We start from the raw sequence: 22,398 nt of genomic DNA, 5'->3' as shown, positions 1-22,398 counted from the left end.
TTTATAAAATCTTCTTTATTCTTCTTTATTGTGACACGGCTCGTTTGATGAATGCTTAGTAATTACTAATGCCAAGTAGAAAAAAAATAAATTATTTTAAAACCAATAAAAAATCCCACGTTACTAAAGCGCGGGATAAAAGTTTAGATCGAGAATTAACTAGGTTTTAGTTGCTAGCTGGAATTTGAGGAATAATAGCAGCAGTTGCATTTGGTTTAAAGATATCGGCTTTTAACTTATTTTGTTGTTCCTGTATGGCAATTACTGGTAAAGCACCGCGTACTTTGGTAGCAACTTGCACTGTTTTGAGATCGTAGGTGTTAGTTGCGAGTCTGGGATACAAACCAATACCGATAATCGGAATTAACAAACAAACGGTAATAAATATTTCGCGAGGCTGTGCGTCTGCTTGCCAATCTAACTGAAAATTGGGCTTGCTGTCGCCGTAAAAAACCTGACGCAGCATTGACAAAAGATAGATTGGAGTCAAAATTAAACCTACAGCAGTTAAGAATGTTACGCCAACTTTAAATGCCGTACTGTAAGCATCACTGGTAGCTAACCCTAAGAAAACGGTCAATTCCCCGACAAAACCGCTCATTCCAGGTAAAGCTAAGGAAGCCATCGCTCCTGCGGTAAATAGGGCAAAGGTTTTGGGCATCGCTTTTGCCATACCGCCCATTTCATCCATCATTAAAGTATGGGTGCGATCGTAAGTAGCACCAGAAAGGAAGAATAATGCCGCAGCAATCAAACCGTGAGAAATCATTTGTAAAACGGCACCGTTTAAACCCAAGTTGGTAAATGAACCAATACCAATTAGCACAAAACCCATGTGGGAGATAGAAGAAGATGCCAGACGGCGTTTGAGGTTGGTTTGTCCAAAAGCGGTAAAGGCACCATAAACGACGTTGACAACTCCCAAAATTACTAGTAAAGGTGCAAACTTAATATGGGCATGGGGTAAAGCTTCCAAATTCAAGCGAATTAATCCGTAGCCGCCCATTTTTAAAAGTACGCCCGCTAAAATCATCGAAATTGGTGCCGAAGCTTGGCTGTGGGCATCGGGAAGCCAGGTATGCAAGGGAAATACTGGTAGCTTTACGCCAAAAGCAACGAGGAAACCAGCATAGGCAAGTAACTCTAGCGTTAAAGGATAGTTTTTTACTCCTAGTTCGGCAATGTCGAAGGTAACACGATCGCCATATAAAGCTAATGCCAAACCAGCTACTAAAATAAAGACTGAAGCCAAGGCAGTATAAAGAATAAATTTAGTGGCTGCATAAAAACGCTCTTTGCCACCCCAAATAGAAATGAGCAAGTATACGGGTACTAGCTCGATTTCCCACATAATAAAAAATAATAATAAGTCTTTAGCAACGAATACGCCAATTTGCGCGCTATAGAGAACTAATACGAGAAAATAATATAGTTTTGCTTTATGCTCTACTTTCCAAGAAGCCAAGATTGCCAGGGTAGTAATCAGACCAGATAATACCACCAGGGGCATCGATACGCCATCAACACCTACCGACCAATTTAATCCTAGTTGGGGAATCCAAGGGTAGGTTTCAATTAATTGAAATTCTGTGGTTTGAAAACTGTAGCCCTGCCAAAGAGCATAAACTATTAAAGACAAATTAGCTAAACCGACATACAGAGCATACCATCTTACAGTCTTGCCTTCTTTGTCGGGTATCAAAGGAATAGCAAAAGCAGCGATTAGAGGTAATAAGATTGTTGCCGTAAGCCAAGGAAGGTGAATACTATCCATATCACTAGGCATATATACTCAATGTATTTCGTCTTCAATTGTATTAACTTTTGTAAAAAAGTGCTACGCTTTTCGTTACTTTTTTTGAGCGATCGCCAGAAATAAAATTTTAGGAGAGCAGAACGAAGGGTTATACTACGGAACGGAGTTATTGTGGTGTTTCTCGGGCATGATGGTATTAATTTATCCAGTCGAACTTCCTGTAATTGCGCGATCGCCAATTCCGCCACCGCCAGAAGTTTTTGTGGTAGATAAATCGCCAGAATTAAGTAATGAGATAAGAATCGAACGTAATAAGGAAATTGCCAGTTATCCATTAAATCAGACTTACTTAATTACTCAAGAACGTCAGGGAGAAAGAAGACAGTTTGAAATACCCGTTACCGAACCGTCATCAACCGAAGTACCTATTGGCAATATCGAGGTAGTAGAAGTTATTGCCGATCGCCAGGAATACGACACCGAACTAGAAGTAATTACCGCCGAAGGTAATGTAGTGATGCGTTTTGCCAATTCGGTGCTGACGGGCGATCGCCTGGAGGTTAATTTAGCAGATCGCATTGCGGTTGCCCAGGGAAATGTAGTTTTGACTAGAGGAAAACAGGTTTTACGAGGCAGCAAGTTTGAATATTATCTCGTTCAAGACCGCGGTGTTGTTTACGATGCAGGCGGACAAATCGATCGCGCTCGTTTGAATCGAGACTTACAAACAGAATTACCACCCAATCCAATTATTCCCGATAATAGCCTGAGCGATCGCCTCAATAATAACCAACCTTTTACCCAGGTAACTTCTACCGAGGGTGTTGGCTTTACTATTGGTAGTGAGAGAAATTCCGAACTTTTCGATCGGGACAATAATAGTTCGGGAACCATAAATCGGCTGAGGTTTGAAGCCGAACGAATCAATTTTGAACCCAATAGTTGGCAAGCCCAGAATTTTCGCCTGACTAACGATCCTTTTTCGCCTCCAGAACTAGAGCTTAGAGCCGATACTGCTACCTATCAACAAGTAGAACCTTTAGTAGGAAAACTAACCACTACCAAATCTCGCGTAGTCATCGACGATAGTTTTACTCTACCTTTATTAGCAAATAGCTTTACTTTTGATAGTCGTCCCCGTCAACCAGGACTATTTAATCTAGGTTTTGACGGCGACGATCGCGGTGGTTTATATGTAGAGAGAAAGTTTGGCATTATCAATACCGAAAATGTAGACTGGACGATCTCACCGCAGTATTTTTTGCAACGAGCCTTGTTTCCCAACGCTTTTGAATTTAACGATGATGAAGATGGAGGTATCTTTAACTCTTCTTCTTTTGGCGTAGAAAGTGAATTTAATACCCTATTGGGTGCTAGAACTAGCCTATCGGCAGCAACCGCCTTAACCAGTCTCGATGTGGGAGATTTAGAAGACAATTTACGTGCCAGATTAACTGCCAGACAGTTAGTTGGCGATCTTAATAACCCCTATAATTTCGGTCTGGAATATAATTTTCGCGAACGCCTATTTAATGGCTCTCTTGGTTTTCAAACTGTATATAGTAGTTTTGGTGGTGTAGTAACTTCTCCCAACATTGCCGTTGGTACTAGTGGTATTAATTTACGCTATCAAGGTTCGATTCAAAATATTACCGCTAATACCGACAGAGAAGATTTACTAACAGCAGATAGAGATAACGATCGCATTAATTTAACTCGCTATCAAGCCGCAGTGTTTCTTAATAAAGGTTTTTCTCTCTGGCAAGGAGAACCTCTCGCGCTCACACCCCAGGCAGGTTTGCGCTACACTCCCGTTCCAGTGGTTCCCTATTTACAGCTACTTACCGGGGTTACGGGTGTGGGTAGTATTTATAGCAATGATGAAACGCAACTATCTTTACGAGGTGAAATTGGAATTCAGGGGCAATTCGGACATTTTTCTCGCTCCTGGTTGGACTATACGGGATTTAGAATTGTCTACTCCCAAAGTATTCGCGGTGATGAATCACCTTTTTTGTTTGACAGAGATGTAGACAGACAGGTTCTATCTTTAGGGATTAGCCAACAAATTTATGGTCCAATAAGGTTTGGCATCCAAAGCGCGATCGAGCTTGAGGGGAGCGACGAAATTAGCACCGACTATACTTTAGAATACAGCCGTCGCACTTTTAACGTTATTTTACGCTACAATCCCGTACTGGAAATTGGTTCGATTGGGTTGCTAATCAACGATTTTAACTGGCAGGGTAATGCTCGACCTTTTGAAGAAAATAATATTTCGCCAGTGATTCAGGGAGTAAAGCGTTGAACGAGGGCAGAGGGCAGAGGGCAGAGGGCAGAAGTTAAGTTATAGTCATTCCAAATAGAAACCATACGATTTCCAGAAACAAGTAGCGAGTAGCAAGTAGCAAGTAGCAAGTAATAATTAAACCTGTTATTAATAGTACATATCTACCATAGAAAAATTAATGAGAATGACTATAAAAAGCTAACAGCTAATAGCTGATAGCTACAAACAGATTACTTTTCAGTTTCATACTTCAAATCAGCAACGCCTTTAAATTAATTGAGAGATGACAGATCGAGTGAATTAAATGACGGGAAAAATTCATTAAGTCTGCTGACTATTTTCTCAACACCTCCAGAAACATTAGATTCAATGTTCAATGGTAGTACGGGGTCGTGGAGGGATAGGCGTAATAAGAACCAGCCGTCTTCATCTGGTGACTGACAGGATATGCGAACACCTTCATAATTGTTGGGGACAATCTTCCAATCCGTTTGCGATCGCGCAAATTCTTGCAGTTTTTCGATTACTTTATTACCGTAAGCTTTAAAGTCATCTACTGTAATTTTAAGTCGATATTCTTCACTTTCTACTGGTTCAACCAGGTTGGCAATTAAATCGGTCAAGAATTTACCTTCTTGTTTGGATTTAGCGAGTTCGGCTAAGAGTTTGGTGGCTAGATATGCCCCATCGTCGAGAAAGTAGTTTTCTTTCATCGCCCCATGTCCAGAAGTTTCGATCGCCAGCCAGGATTCTTGTCCTTCTTGGTTTAAACGAATCGATTCGTTAATTACATTTTTGTAACCGCGTTTGAAACGATGATGAACGCCATTTAAGTCTTTTTCAATAAATTTGCTTAAGCCTTCAGAAGTAATAGAGTCGGTAACAATGGTCGAACCTGGATGTTCTTGGAGAACGATCGCAGAAATTAAAGCAATCAAGCGATTGCGATTTAGTTCGTTGCCTTGATGGTCTACTGCTGCGGCGCGATCGACATCGGTATCGAAGATAATACCAAAATCGGCATCATTATCGATAACTGCCTGACAGATAGCAGCCATTGCCTCTTGGTTTTCGGGATTGGGGACATGATTGGGAAAAGTGCCGTCTGGTTCTAAAAACTGACTTCCCGTAGTGTCTGCGCCTAGAGGTTGCAGCACCTTATCGACATAAAAACCTCCCGCACCGTTACCCGCATCGGCAACAATTTTTAGTCCTTCTAGAGGGCGATCGAAATTCTCCGAACTATTAACGGCATTACGAACGGTTTCAACTAAACCAGCAGCATAAACAGAGATAAAATCGTGCTGTTCGATCGCTTTAGTTGGCGAAACGGTAGCAAAATTGTTTTGCTCGGCTAAATTTAAAATATCGGCAATATCCTTTTTATCTAAACCGCTGCGATTGGTAAAAAACTTAAATCCGTTACGATTAAAGGGTAAATGGCTGGCGGTGAGCATCACCCCACCATCGCAATTAAACTTAGGGTCGATGGTACTCATAAACATGGCGGGAGTAGAGGCGATCCCAAAATTGTAGACTTGGCAACCGCATTCGCTCATTCCTTCCATAAATGACTCGATTAAAGTCTGCCCCGACAGACGACTATCGCGCCCTACTGAAACTACTAGTTCTTCAGGCGACTTGCCTACTTTTTCGCTCAACCAGTTAGCAAAAGCCTGTCCCAGAGTTTTAGCCACTTCAGGCGTTAGGTTGACTGTTTCTTCAGGAACTCCTTCTAAAGCTACCCCTCGAATATCCGAACCGTTTTGTAGTTTTTTCCAATTAAAATTTTTCATATTGTCAGGAGCGATCGCTACTGTGTAACTGCAAGCATACTCGATCCATACCTAACGCACTTCTAGCCAAAGCAGAATAAGTTTAAGACTTTATTTAATAAATTGCCCCATCGATATAGAATCTGCTTTACAAAAATTGATATTTTGGAAGGAGGAAGACTATCTCAGGCGATCGCCTATATCTATATATTTTGGACTATGATCGATACGATTACGCAAAAGGCAAACACCGCACATAACAGCAAATCTTATTACCCTGAAGAATGGCAACAGGGTTACAAAACCCAACCCAACGAATACGAATATCAAATTGAAGATATTGAAGGAAAAATCCCCTCCGAACTAGAGGGAACGCTATTTCGTAATGGTCCTGGTCGTTTGGATATCGGCGGTACGCCGATAAAACATCCCTTTGACGGCGATGGCATGATTAACGCTTTCTATTTTAAAGATGGTAAAGCCTACTATCGCAATCGCTATGTCCGTACCAAAGCTTATGTAGAGGAAGAAAAGGCAGGAAAGCCTCTTTATCGTGGTGTTTTTGGCACTCAAAAACCTGGGGGTTGGCTCAGTAACGCCTTCGATTTTAGATTAAAAAATATTGCTAATACTAATATTATTTACTGGGGTGATAAATTACTGGCACTTTGGGAAGCCGCCGAACCCCATCGTTTAGATCCCAGTACTTTAAAAACTATCGGTATAGATTATTTAGATGGTGTTTTAAAAGAGGGGGAAGCTTTTGCAGCGCATCCCTGGATCGATCCTCACTGCGAACTAGATAACGGCGAACCCTGCTTGATTAATTTCCGTATCGAACCAGGACTTTCAAGCAAGATTACCGTATTTGAATTTAGTTCTCAAGGAAAATTATTGCGTCGTCGTTCTCATAGCGTTCCTGGTTTTTGTTTTATTCACGATTTTGCCATTACCCCCAACTACTGCATCTTTTTCCAAAATGCGGTTTCTTTTAATCCCCTACCTTTTGCATTTGGCTTACAGGGTGCTGGTGAGTGCGTTAAGTTTCAACCCAAAGAACCAACTAACGTAATTTTAATTCCTCGTAACCCAGAAAATAAAAAGGTAATTAACTTTAAAGTCGAGTCTGGTTTTGTCTTCCATCACGCTAACGCTTTTGAAACCGACGGTAAACTTTATATTGATTCAATTGCCTATAAATCTCTACCCCAAGTTCAGCCAGACACTAACTATAAAGATGTGGATTTTGCCCTGTTAGATCCAGGTCAACTATGGCGGTTTAGCTACGACTTTCAAACTAAAAAGGTAGAACGTAAACTATTAGAAAGTCGCTGCTGTGAGTTTCCCTACGTTCACCCCGATAAAGCGGGTAAAGCATATCGCTACTTATTTATGGGCATCTCTCATGAGGCGACAGGCAATGCACCTTTGCAAGCAATTATGAAAGCCGATCTGCAAACAGGAGATCGCGCCATTCATTCTTTTGCACCACATGGCTATGTCAGCGAACCGATTTTCGTTCCCAAACCCAGTGCCACTGAAGAAGATGCGGGCTGGGTATTAACTTTAGTTTATGATGGCAGCCAACACCGTTCCAGCTTGGCAATCTTAGACGGACAAAACTTAGCAGGAGATGCGATCGCCCGCCTCCATCTCAAACATCATATTCCCTATGGTTTACACGGTAGCTGGTGCGATCGGGTATTTATATAGCTAAACCTTAATCAACTGCTAAAGCGATCGCGTCTGAAAAATACTGTCTCAAAATGGGATCGCATTTTAGCGTCTTTGTTGGGCAATTTTTGCTCTGTATCAAGCATAGAGTAACCGTCCTTTAGGAGTGGGAATAGAACGTCCTAACTCTTGAGCTGTTTCGATCCACTCTCGAATAACAACCTCGGCATTGCTAACTGCTTCAATATAGGTTTCACCATCTGCCATACATCCAGGTAATTCTGGGACTTCTACAATAAAAGCTCCATCCTCTTCACTCCAATAAATAATTAGTTCGTATTTAATCGACATTACTATCACCTAAACGATATTTCACAACTAAATTTCTAATTTGCTTAACTTGGTAACTTTTAGCTTTGCCACTCTTGGGCTGCAAATTAATGATTTCTTCTACATTAACCTTAGTAAAAATATAGTGTCCGCCTTTGACGCGTTCCTCAAATCCAAGTTTTTTAAGTAGCTGTCGCAGTTCGGAGAAGTTGATGTTGTTATCGGATGTTCCTGTAAGAATTTTTTGCAGTAGTTTTTTGTATTTGCTCATTAATAAATATCTTATTAGCTTAATAAAAATACTGCTGAAGTAAGAAGAAAAATGCTTTAGTCAAAAATTAGGCTTAAAAAAACGGCGATAAATATGTTTAACTTTAAAAATAATCTTGTAGGCAATAAAAAAAATCAAAACTATAGTAAAGTTTATCAAATACCATTAATTTTTGTTGGAGTTTTTAGTGCGATCGCTCCTTTAGAAGCTAAAGCTACATCACTAACAAAAGAAAAGCAAATCGATTTATCATCTCGTACGGTTATTAGTTTAGATCTGCTCGATCTGTTTAAAAATGCAGTGCGCTATGTGCAAATATCAAGTATCTCTAACGAAGAAGAAGTAGAAATTGGCAAGCAAATTAATCAAAAGTTATTAAATCAACAGTATCAACTTTTCAATAATACTCAAATTCAAGAATACGTAGACAATATTGGGCAAGAATTAGTAGCTAGTAGCGATAGTCGAGATATTCCTTATACCTTTCAAGTGGTTGCTAGTGATACAGTTAATGCCTTTGCAACTCCAGGGGGTTTCGTTTATGTAACTAGTGGATTAGTAGAAGAAGCAGACAATCAAGCACAACTAGCGTCGGTTATCGCCCATGAAATAGCTCATATTAATCAAAGACACAGTATTGAAAATTTAAAGCAAGCCGTAATAGCACAAGGGATTGCCGAAACCGCGGGTGTAAATACCAATACCTTAGCGCAAATCGGTTATCAACTAGCGATAGATTTACCTCAAAGCCGCGAATATGAATATGAAGCCGATCGCGTTGGTTTAGAAATATTACAACAAGCTGATTATCCTCCTATTGCCTTTGTCAACTTTCTCGAACAGCTAGAAGGAGGTGGTCAGCCTGAATTTTTGCGTACTCATCCTACTAACAGTAATCGTATTGAAGCTCTTACCAAAGAAATAAAATCTGCTGAGGTTCAATAAAATTCAAAAGAAGCTACTTATAAAAGTAAGATTTTTTAAAATTTAAAATTATTATTGACATATTTTTTATGCAGTACATTAAACATTGATTTTAATTTTAGTTAGTGCTTTTGATGGATGAAAAAATTAATCAAAATAAAAACAATAAAGTTGTAATGCCAATTGTTATTAGAAATAAAAAAATCGGTATTCTTGCAAATTTAAAAGTTTTTGTTGGCACATCAATAATAAAAAAATCATGACTACTAATGAACTCAGACATGCTGTCGGAACATTTGCTACGAGAGGTAATGCCGAAACTGCTTTAAAAGATCTAAGAGATGCAGGATTTAATATGGATAAAGTTTCGGTAATTGCTCGTAATGTCAAACCAAAAGAGAGTATAGGTGGTGCGGAAGTCAAACCCCCTGGCGAACAAGCTAAAGGTGGAGCTAAAGCAGGTGCAAAAGCTGGTACGGCTACGGGAGGAGTTTTAGGCTTAATTGGAGGTTTAGGCGTACTTGCAGTTCCTGGCGTGGGTGCCGCCGCAGAATTAGGAATAGTTTTGGCTAATACTCTTTTAGGTAGCGGTATCGGTGCTGCCGGTGGTGGCTTAGTTGGGGCTTTAATCGGTTGGGGTGTCCCTGAAGATCGAGCCAAACACTACAACAATATGCTTTCAGAAGGACACTACATAGTTTTACTAGAAGGAACGAAAGCTGAAATTAATGGGGCAGAGGCAATTCTACAACAACAACAAATTCGCGATTGGGAAATTTATGGCGCGCCTCTAAATCATCCTGCATCTGGAATGGGTGTTGTCTAGTTTGACTCAACCAATTTTTTAAAAACGTCGTTAGCAAAGGAAAAAATATAAAATTATGTTCAAAAATAATCTATTAATTAAACTTGGAGCAAGCACTTTAGTATTGTCCCTAGCATCAGTTTTTGGTACTATTATCCCTACTAGTTTGCAAGCACAAGAAACTGATAGCAGTACAACTATCGAAGATATTGAAGAAAACCCTACGGCAGCTTTGGGTGAAGAAGTAACCGTTAGAGGACAGGTTGAAGAAGTCGAACCCGATATGTCTTTCACAATTAACGAAGAAGGGTTTTTAGAGGGAGATGATGTTTTGGTGCTAAATGTTTCTGGCGAAATGCTGCCTGAAATGCCAGACGAACAGCTAGAACTACAGGTTACAGGGGAACTGGGTGAATTTGTCTATGCAGATGTTAACAGACTATACGGTCTCGACTTAGACCCCGATATCTATGTAGACTACGAAAATCGTCCAGTTATTTTTGCTGAAGCTTTAACTTTATCTCCTGGTATCGGAGATATTTCCGACAGACCAGAAAACTTTTATGGTAAAGAAGTTGCCGTAGAAGGAGAAGTGGGTCAAATTTGGAGCGATACCACTTTTAGGCTCGACGAAATACAGTTGATTGCTGGTGAGGATTTGCTGGTTGTCAATCTTACTGGCGAGTCAATTCCTTCAGAGGAAGAAAATATAGTCGTCACTGGTACGGTTCGTCCTTTTGTCTCTGCCGAATTCGAACGAGACTACGACTTAACTTGGGATTTAGATGTACAAGAGCAACTTGAAGCAGAATACTCACAGAAACCTGTTTTGGTAGTAGATAGCATCAATTAGGCTACGGAAGACCAAGGGCTACTAGAATAATCTGTACTAGAAGCGCGATTAGTATTGCGCTTCGATCGCTCTTTGTAGTCCAATGAAGAAGAGTCAAATTTGGTAGATTGAGTAAATTTGTGTCTTCTTCCAAACCAATAGTTAGCAATCGCACTATTCAAAAAGTCGCCAAGCAAGCAGAATTAACCGCTTCCTATCTGGTGTTTATGGCGATGTCTGGCATACTAGCCGCAGTTGCTTTATTAACCAACTCAGTACCGATTTTAATTGGTTCGATGGTTATCGCTCCCGCACTACCGCCTTTAGAGTTAATTTCTCTAGCAGTAGTAGCAAAAAAGCCTCGGTTGGCACTGAAAGGTTTAGTTGCGGCTTGCCTCGGCTTTTTAGTAGCTATGCTGTTGGCAATGATGACTACTTGGTTACTAAACACTACTAATGTTATTCCGCCAGAAACCAATTTAATTGATAAGGAACTATTAGCAGAACGTGTAAGACCAGGATGGTATAGCGTTATTGCCGCCATAGCAGCAGGAATTTCGGGGGCGATCGCTTTGGTAAAACAAAAAACTGATACCTTAGTAGGTGTAGTAGCAGCTTTAGCTTTAGTTCCTGCTATTGGGGCGGCTGGTATTGCTTTTCTCTCTAAAAATTCCGTAATGGGTTTTGGCGGACTACTATTACTGGTTATTAATGTGGGATTTATTATTATTTCTGGAGTTTTGACGCTAATTGTAATGCGACCAGAACAGCGAAAATAAACTCGTTCTAACTTTCAGGAGTTTGTTGCCAGTATTGCACTCGCTCGAATGTCTCCTCGACAAAAGCAGAATTAGTTTGTAGTTGTTCGATAAAGGCTGATAAAACTTTAGCCTTTCCCTCAACAGCCAGACAAACCTTGCCATAACTAAGTAATAATTGTTTGCCTGTTTCACCCTGTATTCTGCCTTCATACAAATCTGACTTGTTCACAGTGCGAACAGTAATGTTGCTGGCTTGAGTTTCATGACTAGCAGGTAGCATTGGTACCTCTTCTGAGTCGGTTTCTGTTGATTGTAAGTCAGTTAAAATTTCAACTATTTTCGCTGTTTGTCCCTTACGACGACCCACCTTTATCTTGACGGTCTTTCCTACATTTAAGTTAGTTATTGTTTCCAGTTCATCCGCTCGATAAAGTCTTATAAGATAGCCTGAATTTGCAGTTTCCAAACGATATAATCGGTTAAAAGCAAATTCTATTTGAGAACTATTATCTTCTTCGCTTCGAGCTTCAATATCAATAATCTTTTCTATTTGCTTCTCATCAGTCGTAGTTAGTTTTTTATAGTGATTTACTATAGTTTTAGCATCGGTATAAGTAACTTTTTCGCCTGCATCGACTAGACTCATGACTTCCTCTCTAGCTGCCGATGGTGTCGATGGGGCAGCTAATAAATATAGTGCGGATGTAGCTAATTGGGAAAACACAAAATTTTTGTTTTCTAAAGTTTCTGCCCAGCGATATACTTGCATAAATTGACGAGCTGTTTGCTCGCTCCATTCAAATTCAGTTCTCAACCACCTTTGAAAACTACCGTGCCTTAGCTGTTCTTTAACTTCTGTTAATTTTTTACCAATATTAATAATATTTTCAGCAGTAAGACGCATTAAATTTTTGATTTCGGATGCGCGTTGCCAGACAAGCGATCTGGTTTCGTCATCTAAAAGGGTATATTCAAAGCTCTCATCTGAAATTTTACTCATTATGTTTATGCTAACTATGTCAATTTAATTTAATGAAATATTTGTGTTTGAAATATTGTCTGTTCGCTTGAAAACAAAAGGATCGAACTAATTTTACGAATGCACAATATTTTCAGCTAAAGTAAAAAGCTGTTTTCTGTTATTCAAAACTTACTTAAATTAGCATATCTAGTAAATATGTCTTTCCAGTGAAGATAATTTGACTTGTGCACGATCGCTATTTGTCTTTTTGATGACGCGAAAAAATAATTAAAATTGCATATTTACTTTTGAACTTTTAAAGGTTAAGTTTGGTAACGATAAATGAGCGCGACCAAGTAAATTACAATCTCAGTTTTAAAAATATGAAACTTTTAAATTTATATACAGCAGTAATTATTTTTACTATTTTGGGCATTAGTGTGTCTGCAAAGGATGTAAATGCCCAGCGTGAAACTGATATAGACGGTAACTACATCGAAAATCCAGTCGAAGATGCGGCAGACCGAGAAGATGCAGATTTTATTGAAGGTGATGAAGATGTTAGCGTCACCGAAACTAAAGAAGATGGTGATGGAGACACTAGTGTAGTTGAAGAAACTAACGAAAATTATGCCGATGAAATGGATAAAGATATTTTAGAAGATTCTGTAGATACTACCGATGCTCTAGAACCACAACAACCCGAACGTCAATAGATTTACAATTTATGCAGTGGCGATCGCTATATTTTGCTAACTTAAAAAAGAGATCGCCGTCAAGTAATAAAAAACAATAAAAATTTATTTCTCAACTTAAATACGAACGCTAGAACTACAGCTATTGGTAGAAGTAAAATACTTAAGCATTAAGAAGGAAGTAGAACGAGATAGCGTTGAAGCATCTGAAACACTGCGTAAAGAAGAATTAGAGATCGATAATGAATGACGAGAAATAACTGAAAGATCGTAAAGCTTTCATGTTACTAAAATAAATTAGCTAGTTCGATCGCTTTGGTTTGTAGTGTTGCTAAAGGTTCGGCACCTCTTTTTAAGCTATATTCTAGCTCTAAAAGCATCGGCAAAGCAGTCATAAATTGTTGTCCTGAAACGCGAGCGATTTCTTGGCGAATATAGTAAAGTCGATTGGGATTATTAATTTCTGCTGCTGTGGCGATCGCGCGATCGTCTTTTTCTCCTGCTTCCTGCATTAGTTTAACTATCGTCCAGGTGCGAAACTGCCCGACTAGAGTAGCAATAATTCTTAAAGCAGGTTCGTTACGATCGATCAAACCCGTAACTAATTCTAAGGCTGTTTCTGTTTTGCCATCTTTAATTGCTGCGGCGAGTTTGAGACTGTTTTGGGTATTGCAAACAACTAGTTTAGGGACTATTTCTTCATCGATCGCATTCTTATTTTCTCCTTGATAAATCTGTAGTTTTTCTAGTTCGTTCCATAATTGTCTGGTATTGTTTCCTACAGAATCTACTAGTAGTTTTATTGCCTTTGGTGTTAAGTTAATGTCTATTTCTTGGGCAAAATCTTTTATTTTACTAGCAATTATTTCAGTTTTCCAGGGAGGGATTAAGCTGAATTCTTTAACCTCAGCGTGTTTTTTAATTAGCTTGGTAGACTTTAATCTTCCATCTGGTTTTTTAGTGGTAGTTAAAAGTAAATGAGAATTGTCGGGAATAACAGTTAATGTGCGTTCTAATTCAGTTAAGGTATCTTGCGAACACTGCTGGCAAATAGTAGTATCATCTAGCCACGTCAAACGCTCTCCCATACCAAATACGGGAGTTATAGCTTGATTCAAACCTTCAATAATTGTTTCGCCGCGATCGCCTGTCAGCTTTTGATAGTTAAACTGTAGCCAGTCAGGATCTAAAACGCGATCGTGTAGTTGTTTTACTGCTTTAGCGATGGCGAAATCGTCTTCTCCCCAATATAAATATATAGGCATCTTTTTTATAGAACGACAATTTGAGGTTAATTGAGGTAATTAGTGGTTAGTGGTTAATTGTCATTCAAAATAATATTGGTTAAATCGGCTTTGGTAAAGTTAGTGTTAGTTAAATTTGCATTGATTAGATTTGCGCTGATTAATTTTGCTTTGGTAAAGTTAGTATTAGTTAAATTGGCTCCCGATAAATTAGCAGCAATTAGCTTTGCTCCCGATAAGTTAGTATTAGTTAAATTGGCTTCCGATAGGTTAGCATCGATTAAATTGATATTTGCCAAGTTTAACTCTGATAAATCTGCCTGGAATAAATTAGCATGTCGAAAGTTGGTTCTTCCTAAAGCATAACCTGTTAATAGTTCGGCGCGATCGCCTATAGCAATAGTTTTTTGCATGGGAGCGTTAAAAGTAAACTCAATCGTATCGTCACTGGCTATAATTACTTCTAATTCTCTGTATAAAGAATAATCTCCGATACCGCTAATATTTACCCAACCTTTAGAGCGAGTTAGAGCAACAAGTAATTGATGGCGTAAAGACAGATTATCTTCCTGTCTGGCAATGTTATCTAAGCCGACTAAATATACCATATCTGCTTCTTGTCCTTTAGCTCGATAAATAGTAGAAATAGTTACTGCACCACTATGCCAAAAACAGTCTGGTAAGCGTTTATCTGGTTCGGTATATAAAATGTTAATATCGCTATTTGTAGGCAGATAAATATTAAGTCCCTGTCTGATTGAAAATTTAGCAACTTCTAATTCTAGTTCCGCTGCGACATAGAAAGTCCCTAAAACTATAACTAAAATTTCGCGATCGCTTCGTAATTTATCTGTGGCTAAATTATATTTAATGTTGTCTGCTAAAACGCTTAATTCTTGTTGACGAGTTGAAAATTTATTAAATTCGATAATATTTTCCGACCATAGTTCGCCAACTAAATTGGGTGAATCTTTGTCGTGGCGTTTGAGAGTAACCAACGTGCCGTTTTCTAAGTTACCGTTTATTTGATAACCTAATGCCTGCCATTCTTCAGGATAAATTGAACCCGTCAGCATTCCCTGTTTTCTCAATAATCCCATTGCGATCGCATGAGCGGTAACTATAATTTGTTTGGGAGTACGATAGCAACAAGTTAAAATTTCGGTTTTATTGATATCGTTACTGTGCTTACCCGTAACTAAATGTCCTAGTTCTTCTCCAAACAGTTCGCAAGCATCAGGAGTATACAAACTATCCAAACTTTGCAATTCATCATAAGCCCAAATTAGCCTTTTTTGTTCGGGATGAATGGGATTGACGGGACGTAAAGCCTGATATGCTAACCAGTAAAAAGGTTGTTTGTCTCGATATTTCCAACGCTCGACAATTAAATCTTGTCCTTCGTCGATTAAGATAGCGTCGTAAAGCTGCGGTATGGCAGTAGCTTCTAATAAGCGAACGCAAACTTCGGCTAAAGCTTCGTTAGGCTGTTGAAGTTCGGTATAGTTAACGCCTAAAGGTCTAACACCCGTTAGTTTACAAATAGTACTATAAAAACCAGGTTGTTCTCTGCTACCCCAGGCGTGTAATATTTTTAAATTGGATTGTCGGTCGTAGCCGCGATCGCCGTTAGTAAAATAACGTATCCATCGCTCTACCTGTTGGGTTATCGACTCGTACAAACTCCGCGAAAAAAAAACTAATGCGATCCGCCACTGTGGATATTTAACGTGCATCAGTGCGGCTTTTTGACAGAGAATTACAGTTTTGCCAGAACCAGCAACACCTCTAATTCTTTGCATTCCTGGTGGAATTTGTTTGGCTAGCTTTTCTTGCTGTAAGTCCAGTCGATTGAGACGCGATCGCGCCTGTTGGATAATATTAGTACGAGTGTCATTTCCCGTTGGTCTGCTTCTATAGGGTTGGATATATAGTGTCGTACCACCCAAAACTGCCAGCAATAATTGCCATTGAGTTGAGGTTAGTCCAACACCAGATCTAATTACCGAGGCTTTAGTAATAGATTCTAAAGTTGATGTTGGCGAACTGAAGCTATTTTTAAATAGAATTGGTGGATTATTTGGTAGTTTGTCAAAACCTAGTTGCTGCCATTCTTCCTGGGTAATTAACGGCAAAGCTACCATCGCTCTAGCGGTAACTCGTTTATTTAATAAAGGCTCGCGATCGCAATATTCTAATAAACTATATAATTGATTTTCTGCTTGTTGATAGGGATTGCCGTAGTCAGTATAAAAGTTTCGATATTCCCAACGATGACCATTTATTGCAGCAACGTTTTCAATATTAATTCCCTTAACTTCAATAACAATTAAACCCAACCAATAATCGGCAATTAAAATATCTGGTTCTTTGCGAAATTTACCCGTACTAGAAAAAATTGGGTAACGCCAATACGCCAAACAGTTGCGCTCGCCAAAACTAGCTTTAATTCCCTCCCAAACTAACCGTTCTGCTGTCTCTCCCTTACTCCCCAAAGATTCGGTAGCAATAAACTGAGATGAATCAATCATCTGCATGTCAAAATAAGGTTGTCTTTATATATGTTGTTTTATTTTTGCAAGCCATAATATTAATTTTTACCGATATCGCAAGTTTATAGGTTGAGTACAAATTTAGAGCGGACAAAATCTACTAAAGTCATTTGCCTAAAATATCTAACTCGCTACTTTTAACTTTTTCCTTTTAACTTTTAACTTTTTTTCGTTCTGCTTCCAAAATACGCGAATAATAAAAGCGAGTGCTAGTCATTCCCTGACGTTTGACAGCAAAGCCATTTTTCTCTAAGATACTGATAATATTGGATTCCTTGTGTTGATAAGCGCGAGTGGCTTTAGAAGCACCAGGAAAAAATTCACCGATCTTTTTAAGAATTGATAGTAAAAACGTTTTGGGTGCAAAACTCAGAATAATACGCGACTCAGCTAAAGATGCTAAATGTGCGATCATTTTCGCTGCTTCTGCTTGGGGATAGTGAATCAAGACATCCAGACAAATAACGGTGTGGTATTTACCGCCTAAGGCTTCCAAATCTTCGACAGCAAAAGTCAGTTTGCTGGTATCTTCCAGAATATTTGCAGCTTTGGCTTTAGCTTCTCCTACCATTTTTTCGGAAATATCACTAGCAAAAACCGTTGCACCCTCTTTAGCTAAGGGAATACTGAGACTACCTACGCCACAACCTGCATCGCAAACCGAAATCTCGTTTAAATTACCGTCTTGCTGCAACCATTCAACTACCGTATCGATAGTTTGTTGATGTCCAACGCGAATATCCTGCTGTACTTTATTGACATCTTCAGCATTGCCATAAATTCTCCGCCAGCGATCGAACCCCGTAGCATTAAAATAATCTTTGACAATTGCCTTATCGTTTCCTGCTTTCATGTATTGAGTATTTTTAACTAAAGACCACACCTAAACTAGAATAGAGCAATTGAAGGATGTTGCGATCGGAAAATATTATCCGAAGTGTTTGCTAAAAAGACAAATAAAACTCCAAACGCACCGATCGATAAATGTCAGAAGAGATTGAGGGAATATGATGCAATTTAGTCAAAGTAGAGGTAATGACAATAAACTCTGAAAAATGAAAAAGAATAGAAGAGTCTGGATAGACTGTAGGAGATGCTGGTGAATTTCTGGGTTTAACTCCTGTTGAAACCGAACTAGTAGAACTGAAGGTAAAACTGGCTTTATTTGCCAAAGAACAAAGAAAAATTAGAAATCTATCTCAAGGCACTTTAGCCAAAAAAATGGGTTCGTCTCAATCGCGAGTAGCTAAAATTGAGTCTGGCGATCCCTCGGTTTCCTTAGATTTGATTGTGCGGGCATTGTTGACTGCTGGGGCTACTCGTCAAGAATTAGCACAAGTAATTATGAGTTCTGAGAGCGATCGCTAGAAATTTTTAGGAGAACTTGCTTTAAAACCAAATCGCCTTTATAAAACCGAACTCGATCCCAGGTAGTGAGATCGAGCTAGAACATCCTTCTACTAAAGCTGCAACTTCATGCACTCTTGCCACTCTATATGTATTAACTCGATAAGAAGCATTTTGTCGATTATACGGTTGAGTTGCTTCAAACAAAAGAAGATATTCTTTATAAGCTGGATCTTGAGGTTTGTATATATAATATTGAATGCATCCTAATTATGTAACAGGTAGAAAAACTTAGTCAGATTAAGTGGAAAAACAACCATTAAGATAAGCGCATCGATGATGGAGAACCTGGAAAACATTTTCAGTTTTCTATTGAGAACCTGAGATTTTGATTTCGTCTGCCAATCTGTTTAATTGCTTACTGCATTATTGGGATGCACTCAATGCTAGTCATGACTATAAATTGTGGTAATTACAAATTGACAATCTCAACTGGTTCTATTTCATCTGCTGGCACAAAACCAAAAATACGACTGTAAAAGTAAAATTCGCCATCTAGTGCCTTTTTAATATTTTCCGAACTGCGAAAACCGTGTCCTTCTTCGGGAAAAGTTACGTAAGCTACGGGTAAACCTTTGGCTTTGATGGCATCAAACATCATTTCAGCTTGATTGGGTGGTACTACCTTATCTTCTAACCCCTGAAAGAAGATAACGGGACAATTTAAACTTTCTGTATGATAAATTGGCGATCGCGCCTGATAAATTTCTTTTTGTTGGGGATAATCACCAACCAAGCGATCTAAATAGCGAGATTCAAACTTATGGGTATCTTTGGCTAAAATCTCTAAATCGCTTACGCCGTAGTGACTGGCACCTGCTTTAAAGGTATCGCGAAAAGTCAGCACTGCTAGCGTCGTATAGCCTCCCGCACTGCCGCCAGTAATTACCAATCTCTCTCCGTCTACTCTGCCTTTATCGACTAAATATTTAGCGGCATTGACACAATCATCGACATCGACAATACCCCACTTATTTTCTAGTCGCTGGCGATATTCGCGACCGTAGCCGATACTGCCGCCATAGTTAACGTCTAAGTAACCAAAACCCCGACTCGTCCAATATTGAATTTTTAGGCTGAGAGTAACCGAAGCCGCAGCGGTAGGACCACCATGACTTTTAACTACCAAAGGCGGTAATTCTCCTTCTAGTGCGCTGTAGTCTTTATTTTGTGGTGGGTAGTACCAAGCGTAAGCGGTTAGATTGTCTTCTGTAGGAAAAGCGATCGCTTCTGGTTGCGAGAGATAGCCAGAATCTAGTTCTAATTTGCTGCTGCGCTTGAGTATTTTAGTTTCTAAAGTATCTAAATTTAATTTAACTACTGCCGTCGCTTCTGTAGGCGATCCCCCGACGAAAACCACCTCGCCATCACTGGTAGTTTGTACGTCAGAGATACTTGTATAGGGAGTGTCAATTTTTTCAAACTGTTTACTTTTAGTATTTATCTTGCCTAAATGCCAGCTACCTTCAGTAGTATAGGCACAAACTAAATAATTACCGCTAAAAGCGTAATTAGATAAGCCAAATACCCAGTGAGGATAGGCAAACTCTGCCGCCATTTCGTGCAAAATTTCTACTTCACCATCTGGGTTGCGGCGATACAAATTCCACCAGTTGGTGCGATCGCTAGAAAAATAAAGCCTACCATCTTCAGACCATTTTGGTTCGCAAATAGATTCGGTTTTATCTCCCGCTACCAGTTGCGCTTCACCCATCGAACCGTCAGCATTTACTTCAGCTAACCACAAATAACAGCTATCCCAGGGCATATTGGGATGCTGCCAACTCAACCAGGCTAGCTGTGTGCCATCTTTATTCAAACGGGGTGCGGCATAAAAATCTTCACCCGAAATTAAATCTCCAACTTCACCCGTAGCCAAATCGATAGTAACTATCGTATTAATTGCCTCGCTATCTTCTGGCGAATGGTCTTCACAAACGGCTATTAAGCGGTTGCGATCGCTATCTAAAATAAAATCGGCATATCTTTTAGCAGATTCTGGTGTAAGAGGCTGAGGCGTTTCGCCAAGTCCGTTTTGATAAATTCGGTTATCTTGAAAATTAGAAAAATAAACCGTTTCTTTGGCAATTACATACGCGCCACCACCATACTCATGGACTCTGGTTCTAACGTTGTATGGTGCTGGAGTCACATCGGTACTCTTACCTTCTTGGTATCGAACTAAAACGTTTCTACCTTTTTCTGTGGGGCGTTTTTCTAACCAATAAATACAGTTTTCTTCTACAGCAACATTACCAATACCAATAGCTTGTGAAACAATTAAATCCGAGCTTATCGGCGAGTACCAAGAACCAAAGGGTGAAACATTCATAAAATTGAACTAAGAAAAACTACGGGTTAAAGCGAACTTATATCTCTAATACTTAATTATTTCTACAGTTTGTCAGTCCAATTCTTATAGTACTATCGCTAGTATGTTAAGTGAGATTGATATACAGAGCCAAACTCAGATAAAGCGCGATATGTAAGATGAATTTAATACAGCATGGTAAGCTAGGAAACTGCGATCGAAGTTAGATTGTTAAATTGGTTCGGTCTATTACAGCATTTTGTTGTCTAAGCTTCAATAATTATTTGCCAAGATCGAGTATCCTATATCATTACTTACGCCAAATAGCAGATTAAATTTATTAATTGCTTGGATTTCCTAATAATAAGTTACAATAATTAACATACTAGTGTACTCTAAATACAGTGAAAACAATGAGGTCAGACTGAAAAAATATAGAAGCAAAGCCAGAAACAACAGTAAATTGGTGCAATCAACCATTATGCAGATGATAGCTAACAGTCGGTAAGATAACTTTGTTTTTCGACATTATTCTTAACAAAAAAGCTACAGTCTCTCATCAATCAAGCTGCATTTCGTTTTTAATACAAAAATACTTACGCAACTGAACTGCTGGCAGTTTCAATTAATTTCACTCAATCTCGAAAACTAACAACGCGTCATGAAAACAGCCAAAAAATCTAACGATCTGGTTAGAAGTTATTTGAAAGAAATAGGTCGCGTTCCTCTGTTAACTCATGAGGAAGAAATTCTTTATTCCAAAAGAGTTCAAAAAGCGATCGCCATCGAGCGAATTAAAGAATCACTTCAAGAAGAGTTGGGTCGAGAACCCACAGAAGCAGAGTGGGCAGAAGCAGCAGAGTTGTCACCTAAGCAGATGAATTCGATAATCGATGCTGGAGAAGCGGCTAAACGCAAAATGGTAGAAGCAAATTTGCGCTTAGTAGTTTCGGTTGCCAAAAAATACCTCAAACGCAATCTCGATCTTCTTGATTTAATTCAAGAAGGAACTATTGGGATGCAAAGAGGCGTAGAAAAATTCGATCCTACTAAAGGATATCGTTTTTCTACCTATGCTTACTGGTGGATTCGTCAGGCGATTACTAGAGCGATCGCCGAAAAAGGACGCACGATTCGTCTGCCAATTCATATTACCGAAAAGCTCAACAAAATCAAAAAAGCACAGCGACAGCTAGCACAGCAGAAAGGTAGAACTGCCAGTATCACCGAACTGGCAGAAGAACTAGATCTGACTCCCAAGCAGGTGCGCGACTACCTGGAAAAATCTCGCCAACCAATTTCACTAGACGTAAGAGTCGGTGACAATAACGACACCGAACTAGGCGATATGCTGGAAGATACGGGACAATCTCCAGAAGATTTTGCAACTTATTCTTCCTTGCAAAGAGACTTAGATAAGTTGATGGGAGATTTAACCAATCAACAGCGAGAAGTAATTTCGCTGCGCTTTGGATTGAATGATGGTAAGCCTATGACTTTAGCCAAAATTGGCGACTGTTTGAGCATTAGTAGAGAGCGGGTGCGACAGATAGAACGCGAAGCACTATCAAAATTACGCAAGCGCAAAACCGCAATTCGCGAATATCTTGCAAGTTAGTGGGTAACAAATTATCGAACTGCACGTAGTACGGAAAATTCGCTTCTGGCAGTTCGGTAATACCGAATATTAGTAACAGATTAAAACTGATAAATTATAGATGTAATTATTTTATAGACTTAGTTCAAATACACCTGGGGTATTTTTAATAAATCACTATTACTAGGTGAATTTGTCAACTTAACATACATA

The 22,398-nt window shown here is 39.2% G+C and carries 21 protein-coding genes; 11 read left to right on the top strand and 10 right to left on the bottom strand.

Annotated elements, in window-relative coordinates; genetic code table 11:
- Positions 1 to 166: 166 nt before the first annotated feature.
- Positions 167 to 1,774: an NAD(P)H-quinone oxidoreductase subunit 4 gene (locus KV40_RS09805; protein WP_036480363.1), complete on the bottom strand. Its 1,608-nt coding sequence runs from the start codon at positions 1,772 to 1,774 to the stop codon at positions 167 to 169.
- 169 nt (positions 1,775 to 1,943) lie between these two features.
- Between KV40_RS09805 and KV40_RS09800 the strand changes: the two genes are divergently transcribed.
- Positions 1,944 to 4,064, top strand: coding sequence for a DUF3769 domain-containing protein (locus KV40_RS09800; protein WP_081942817.1), 2,121 nt, complete (start codon positions 1,944 to 1,946; stop codon positions 4,062 to 4,064).
- Positions 4,065 to 4,318: 254 nt separating this feature from the next.
- Here KV40_RS09800 and KV40_RS09795 read toward each other — a convergent pair whose 3' ends face one another.
- Positions 4,319 to 5,842 (bottom strand): phosphomannomutase/phosphoglucomutase, encoded by a 1,524-nt coding sequence (locus KV40_RS09795; RefSeq protein ID WP_036480361.1) that lies wholly within the window; start codon positions 5,840 to 5,842, stop codon positions 4,319 to 4,321.
- Between the two features lie 198 nt (positions 5,843 to 6,040).
- Here KV40_RS09795 and KV40_RS09790 point away from each other — a divergent pair, with 198 nt between their 5' ends.
- Positions 6,041 to 7,534, top strand: a complete 1,494-nt coding sequence (locus tag KV40_RS09790) for a carotenoid oxygenase family protein (RefSeq protein ID WP_036480359.1) — start codon at positions 6,041 to 6,043, stop codon at positions 7,532 to 7,534.
- Positions 7,535 to 7,633: 99 nt separating this feature from the next.
- Here the strand turns inward: KV40_RS09790 and KV40_RS09785 are convergent, their stop codons facing one another.
- Positions 7,634 to 7,846 carry a type II toxin-antitoxin system HicB family antitoxin gene (locus tag KV40_RS09785; protein WP_036480357.1) on the bottom strand — a complete coding sequence of 71 codons (213 nt, stop codon included), beginning with the start codon at positions 7,844 to 7,846 and terminating at the stop codon, positions 7,634 to 7,636.
- Positions 7,836 to 8,096, bottom strand: a complete 261-nt coding sequence (locus tag KV40_RS09780) for a type II toxin-antitoxin system HicA family toxin (RefSeq protein ID WP_036480355.1) — start codon at positions 8,094 to 8,096, stop codon at positions 7,836 to 7,838. Before KV40_RS09780 ends, KV40_RS09785 begins: the two co-directional genes overlap by 11 nt.
- A 93-nt stretch (positions 8,097 to 8,189) precedes the next feature.
- Here KV40_RS09780 and KV40_RS09775 point away from each other — a divergent pair, with 93 nt between their 5' ends.
- From KV40_RS09775 to KV40_RS09760, 5 genes are all read left to right on the top strand, one after another.
- Complete coding sequence (locus KV40_RS09775) at positions 8,190 to 9,041, top strand: M48 family metallopeptidase (RefSeq protein ID WP_052055512.1); 852 nt, start codon at positions 8,190 to 8,192, stop codon at positions 9,039 to 9,041.
- Between the two features lie 113 nt (positions 9,042 to 9,154).
- Positions 9,155 to 9,283 carry a hypothetical protein gene (locus tag KV40_RS36955; RefSeq protein WP_256381114.1) on the top strand — a complete coding sequence of 43 codons (129 nt, stop codon included), beginning with the start codon at positions 9,155 to 9,157 and terminating at the stop codon, positions 9,281 to 9,283.
- Positions 9,280 to 9,846: a hypothetical protein gene (locus tag KV40_RS09770; RefSeq protein ID WP_036480353.1), complete on the top strand. Its 567-nt coding sequence runs from the start codon at positions 9,280 to 9,282 to the stop codon at positions 9,844 to 9,846. Before KV40_RS36955 ends, KV40_RS09770 begins: the two co-directional genes overlap by 4 nt.
- 55 nt (positions 9,847 to 9,901) lie before the next feature.
- Positions 9,902 to 10,678, top strand: coding sequence for a hypothetical protein (locus KV40_RS09765; protein WP_036480351.1), 777 nt, complete (start codon positions 9,902 to 9,904; stop codon positions 10,676 to 10,678).
- A 119-nt stretch (positions 10,679 to 10,797) separates the two neighbouring features.
- Positions 10,798 to 11,436, top strand: a complete 639-nt coding sequence (locus KV40_RS09760) for a DUF389 domain-containing protein (protein WP_036480349.1) — start codon at positions 10,798 to 10,800, stop codon at positions 11,434 to 11,436.
- Positions 11,437 to 11,443: 7 nt separating this feature from the next.
- Here the strand turns inward: KV40_RS09760 and KV40_RS32065 are convergent, their stop codons facing one another.
- Entirely contained in the window at positions 11,444 to 12,418 is a 975-nt protein-coding gene (locus KV40_RS32065) for a DUF3102 domain-containing protein (RefSeq protein ID WP_052055511.1), read from the bottom strand.
- Positions 12,419 to 12,762: 344 nt separating this feature from the next.
- On the opposite strand from KV40_RS32065, the gene KV40_RS09750 reads away from it, so the two are divergent.
- Positions 12,763 to 13,095: a hypothetical protein gene (locus tag KV40_RS09750; RefSeq protein ID WP_036480347.1), complete on the top strand. Its 333-nt coding sequence runs from the start codon at positions 12,763 to 12,765 to the stop codon at positions 13,093 to 13,095.
- A gap of 124 nt (positions 13,096 to 13,219) precedes the next feature.
- A complete protein-coding gene (locus KV40_RS35700; protein ID WP_216595580.1) occupies positions 13,220 to 13,324 on the top strand; it encodes a DUF2382 domain-containing protein in 105 nt (34 codons plus the stop codon).
- A gap of 37 nt (positions 13,325 to 13,361) precedes the next feature.
- Here the strand turns inward: KV40_RS35700 and holA are convergent, their stop codons facing one another.
- The 4 genes from holA to KV40_RS36670 form a co-directional block, all read right to left on the bottom strand.
- Positions 13,362 to 14,339 (bottom strand): DNA polymerase III subunit delta, encoded by a 978-nt coding sequence (holA, locus tag KV40_RS09745; protein WP_036480344.1) that lies wholly within the window; start codon positions 14,337 to 14,339, stop codon positions 13,362 to 13,364.
- Positions 14,340 to 14,392: 53 nt separating this feature from the next.
- Positions 14,393 to 16,849, bottom strand: a complete 2,457-nt coding sequence (locus tag KV40_RS09740; protein ID WP_036480836.1) for a pentapeptide repeat-containing protein — start codon at positions 16,847 to 16,849, stop codon at positions 14,393 to 14,395.
- Positions 16,850 to 17,021: 172 nt separating this feature from the next.
- Positions 17,022 to 17,723: a magnesium protoporphyrin IX methyltransferase gene (gene bchM / locus KV40_RS09735; protein ID WP_036480834.1), complete on the bottom strand. Its 702-nt coding sequence runs from the start codon at positions 17,721 to 17,723 to the stop codon at positions 17,022 to 17,024.
- Positions 17,724 to 17,814: 91 nt separating this feature from the next.
- Complete coding sequence (locus KV40_RS36670) at positions 17,815 to 18,042, bottom strand: hypothetical protein (protein WP_253274211.1); 228 nt, start codon at positions 18,040 to 18,042, stop codon at positions 17,815 to 17,817.
- Between KV40_RS36670 and KV40_RS37290 the strand changes: the two genes are divergently transcribed.
- Complete coding sequence (locus KV40_RS37290; protein ID WP_371260774.1) at positions 17,978 to 18,238, top strand: helix-turn-helix domain-containing protein; 261 nt, start codon at positions 17,978 to 17,980, stop codon at positions 18,236 to 18,238. The two genes, KV40_RS36670 and KV40_RS37290, sit on opposite strands and share 65 nt — an antisense overlap.
- A gap of 451 nt (positions 18,239 to 18,689) precedes the next feature.
- On the opposite strand, the gene KV40_RS09725 is transcribed toward KV40_RS37290, so the two are convergent.
- A complete protein-coding gene (locus KV40_RS09725) occupies positions 18,690 to 20,609 on the bottom strand; it encodes a S9 family peptidase (protein WP_036480343.1) in 1,920 nt (639 codons plus the stop codon).
- A 640-nt stretch (positions 20,610 to 21,249) separates the two neighbouring features.
- On the opposite strand from KV40_RS09725, the gene KV40_RS09720 reads away from it, so the two are divergent.
- On the top strand, positions 21,250 to 22,206 hold the full coding sequence (locus KV40_RS09720) for an RNA polymerase sigma factor, RpoD/SigA family (protein WP_036480341.1): 957 nt from the start codon (positions 21,250 to 21,252) through the stop codon (positions 22,204 to 22,206).
- Positions 22,207 to 22,398: the final 192 nt, after the last annotated feature.

It is taken from the genome of Myxosarcina sp. GI1 (genome assembly GCF_000756305.1).
Lineage (GTDB): Bacteria > Cyanobacteriota > Cyanobacteriia > Cyanobacteriales > Xenococcaceae > Myxosarcina.
This window is presented reverse-complemented; position numbering and strand designations above follow the sequence as displayed.

Coding starts and splice junctions, on each gene's coding strand:
- KV40_RS32065 (WP_052055511.1), bottom strand. CDS start 12,418: ATGAGTAAAATTTCAGATGAGAGCTTTGAATATACCCTTTTAGATGAC.
- bchM (WP_036480834.1), bottom strand. CDS start 17,723: ATGAAAGCAGGAAACGATAAGGCAATTGTCAAAGATTATTTTAATGCT.
- KV40_RS09750 (WP_036480347.1), top strand. CDS start 12,763: ATGAAACTTTTAAATTTATATACAGCAGTAATTATTTTTACTATTTTG.
- KV40_RS36955 (WP_256381114.1), top strand. CDS start 9,155: ATGGATGAAAAAATTAATCAAAATAAAAACAATAAAGTTGTAATGCCA.
- KV40_RS09805 (WP_036480363.1), bottom strand. CDS start 1,774: ATGGATAGTATTCACCTTCCTTGGCTTACGGCAACAATCTTATTACCT.
- holA (WP_036480344.1), bottom strand. CDS start 14,339: ATGCCTATATATTTATATTGGGGAGAAGACGATTTCGCCATCGCTAAA.
- KV40_RS09780 (WP_036480355.1), bottom strand. CDS start 8,096: ATGAGCAAATACAAAAAACTACTGCAAAAAATTCTTACAGGAACATCC.
- KV40_RS09775 (WP_052055512.1), top strand. CDS start 8,190: ATGTTTAACTTTAAAAATAATCTTGTAGGCAATAAAAAAAATCAAAAC.
- KV40_RS09740 (WP_036480836.1), bottom strand. CDS start 16,849: ATGATTGATTCATCTCAGTTTATTGCTACCGAATCTTTGGGGAGTAAG.
- KV40_RS09790 (WP_036480359.1), top strand. CDS start 6,041: ATGATCGATACGATTACGCAAAAGGCAAACACCGCACATAACAGCAAA.
- KV40_RS09770 (WP_036480353.1), top strand. CDS start 9,280: ATGACTACTAATGAACTCAGACATGCTGTCGGAACATTTGCTACGAGA.
- KV40_RS09785 (WP_036480357.1), bottom strand. CDS start 7,846: ATGTCGATTAAATACGAACTAATTATTTATTGGAGTGAAGAGGATGGA.
- KV40_RS09720 (WP_036480341.1), top strand. CDS start 21,250: ATGAAAACAGCCAAAAAATCTAACGATCTGGTTAGAAGTTATTTGAAA.
- KV40_RS09800 (WP_081942817.1), top strand. CDS start 1,944: ATGATGGTATTAATTTATCCAGTCGAACTTCCTGTAATTGCGCGATCG.
- KV40_RS09725 (WP_036480343.1), bottom strand. CDS start 20,609: ATGAATGTTTCACCCTTTGGTTCTTGGTACTCGCCGATAAGCTCGGAT.
- KV40_RS09795 (WP_036480361.1), bottom strand. CDS start 5,842: ATGAAAAATTTTAATTGGAAAAAACTACAAAACGGTTCGGATATTCGA.
- KV40_RS09765 (WP_036480351.1), top strand. CDS start 9,902: ATGTTCAAAAATAATCTATTAATTAAACTTGGAGCAAGCACTTTAGTA.